Source organism: Micromonospora sp. C51 (genome assembly GCF_018070435.1).
Taxonomy (GTDB): Bacteria; Actinomycetota; Actinomycetes; order Mycobacteriales; family Micromonosporaceae; genus Micromonospora; species Micromonospora sediminimaris.
The window spans coordinates 1-412 of sequence record NZ_JAGPXQ010000102.1 but is presented as its reverse complement, the minus strand read 5'-3'; the positions used below and the strand labels follow the sequence as shown (position 1 = coordinate 412).

Here is a 412-nt window from a genome sequence, read left to right as displayed (position 1 = left end):
AGTTAGGGGCGGGGGGTGACGGCGCCGGCGACGGTCCGGGTGACCAGGCCGAGCACCTCGTGGCGGGACACGTCGTGTTCGGCCAGGTAGCTCCAGCCCGCGTAGAGCTGTGCCCAGAGCACGGACTGCAACCAGGTGGCGGGCAGCGCCGGATCGATGCTGCCGTCGGCGTGCCCCCTGGCCACCAGAGCGTGGAAGTCGTCGTCGCAGACACCTGTGGCCCAGGCGGGGTCGGTGACCAGTTGCGGCTCGGCGAATACCAGTGAGAGCAGGTCGCCCAGGTCGAAGTACTCGGCGCAGAGCCGGTGCAGGGCCTCCGCGCCGGTGCCCTCTGCCAGCCGGGCGCGGGCCGAGCGTGGCCTGATCGAGGTGTCCACCTTGATCGCTTTTCTGCTCTACGCCTTCCAGTTGA

1 protein-coding gene is annotated in these 412 nt (G+C 69.9%); it reads right to left on the bottom strand.

What is annotated here, in order from left to right; genetic code table 11:
• Positions 1-2: 2 nt before the first annotated feature.
• Positions 3-377, bottom strand: coding sequence for a hypothetical protein (locus tag KBX50_RS32545; protein ID WP_210941670.1), 375 nt, complete (start codon positions 375-377; stop codon positions 3-5).
• Positions 378-412: the final 35 nt, after the last annotated feature.